The organism is Variovorax sp. 20P10.2.4, assembly GCF_058244205.1.
The window spans coordinates 1-1,574 of record NZ_JBZAYE010001060.1 but is presented as its reverse complement, the minus strand read 5'-3'; the positions used below and the strand labels follow the sequence as shown (position 1 = coordinate 1,574).

Sequence of the window (1,574 nt, the reverse complement as noted above, 5' to 3'; positions counted from 1 at the left end):
GACCACGTAGTCGGCCGAGCCCTCGGCCAGCATCTCGAAGCACTCGGGCAGGTTGTCGGAGTTGACGCTGAACTTGGCGCTCCGGAAGTCGTTGTGCAGCCGCGGCACCCAGTCCGGGAAGAACACGGCCGACATGATGTGCGGCGCCGCGAAGCGGATGCGCAGTTGCCGGTCCTCGCCATCGGCCTTGATGGACTTGCGCAGCCCCTCCAGCGCATAGACCACCTCGGAGGAGATCGCCTGCAGCCGCTCGCCGGGCTGCGTGAGCTCGAGCGCCGCGGTGCGCCGGTCGAACAGCGGCGCGCCGATCCACTGCTCGAGGCCCTGGATGCGCCGGCTCAGCCCCGACACCGACACATGGCAGCGCTCGGCGGCGCGGCTGAAGCTGCGCGTCTGGCACAGGACCAGGAAATCCTTCAGGCTGACCAGGTCGATCATTTGCGGTTTCCTCAAAAGTTGGCGGCCACCCGAGTCTACTTTCGCTCGGCTGTAGCCTGGGCACTCCGGCATCCCGATCCTTTGCGGCTTTCGCAAAACACGAAGCCCGATCGGCAACCCACTCGAGGCCCTTGCGCCCAAGAATTCCGGCACCCCGAACCCTTGCTGGAATCCAGATGCCGCCCTCCACCCCCCAACGCCTTCGCGGCGTGCTCGCCCCGGTCCTCACCCCCTTCGACGCCGCGCTGAAGCCCGACGCCGCGCGCTTCCTGCGGCTGTGCCGCTGGCTGGTGGCGCAGGACTGCGGGCTCGCGATGTTCGGCACCAACTCCGAGGGCAACTCGCTCTCGGTCGACGAGCGCATCGAGCTGCTGCGGCAGGCCGTGGCCGCGGGCGTACCGGCCGCGCGCATGCTGCCGGGCACCGGCAGCTGCTCGCTGGCCGACGCGGTGCGGCTCACGCGCTGCGCGGTCGACCACGGCTGCGCCGGGGTGCTGGCGCTGCCGCCCTTCTATTACAAGAGCGTCACCGACGACGGGCTGTTCGCCTTCTTCAGCGAGGTGATCGAGCGGGTCGGCGACAGCGGCCTGCGGCTGTACCTTTATCACATCCCGCCGGTGGCGCAGGTGGGCTTCTCCCACGCGCTGGTCGAGCGCCTGCTGAAGCGCTACCCGAGCACGGTCGCCGGCATGAAGGACACCGGCGGCGACTGGGACTACACCGCGCGCACCATCGCGCAGTTCGGCCCCGCGGGCTTCGACGTCTTCGCGGGCACCGAGACCCTCCTGCTCGACACCCTGCGCCACGGCGGCGCGGGCTGCATCTCGGCCACCGCGAACGTCAATCCCCGCGCCATCGTGCGCCTGTTCGACACGTGGCACGACGCGGATGCCGATGCGCGGCAGGCGGCGCTCAATGCGGTGCGCGCGAAGTTCGCGGCCCATCCGCTGATTCCCGCCATGAAGTCGGCCATCGCGATGGCCACGGGCGATGCGCAATGGGCGCGCGTGCGGCCGCCGCTCGAGGCGCTCGATGCGCAGCGGCAGGAGTCGCTGCGGCAGGCGCTGCGCGACCAGGCCTTCGATCTCGCCGCACTCGACGTCGATGCCAGCGATCGCCACTGAGCCGGGCGCGGC

General features: G+C 70.2%; 2 protein-coding genes. One reads left to right on the top strand and one right to left on the bottom strand.

Annotation, left to right across the window (positions count from 1 at the left end; translation table 11 throughout):
* The coding region (locus AC27VN_RS41045; protein WP_490880447.1) for a LysR family transcriptional regulator at positions 1–438 on the bottom strand (438 nt) is incomplete at its 3' end.
* Positions 439–647: 209 nt separating this feature from the next.
* On the opposite strand from AC27VN_RS41045, the gene AC27VN_RS41040 reads away from it, so the two are divergent.
* The gene (locus tag AC27VN_RS41040; RefSeq protein ID WP_490880446.1) at positions 648–1,562 is read left to right on the top strand and encodes a dihydrodipicolinate synthase family protein; all 915 of its coding nucleotides are present in this window, start codon (positions 648–650) and stop codon (positions 1,560–1,562) included.
* Positions 1,563–1,574 lie beyond the last annotated feature (12 nt).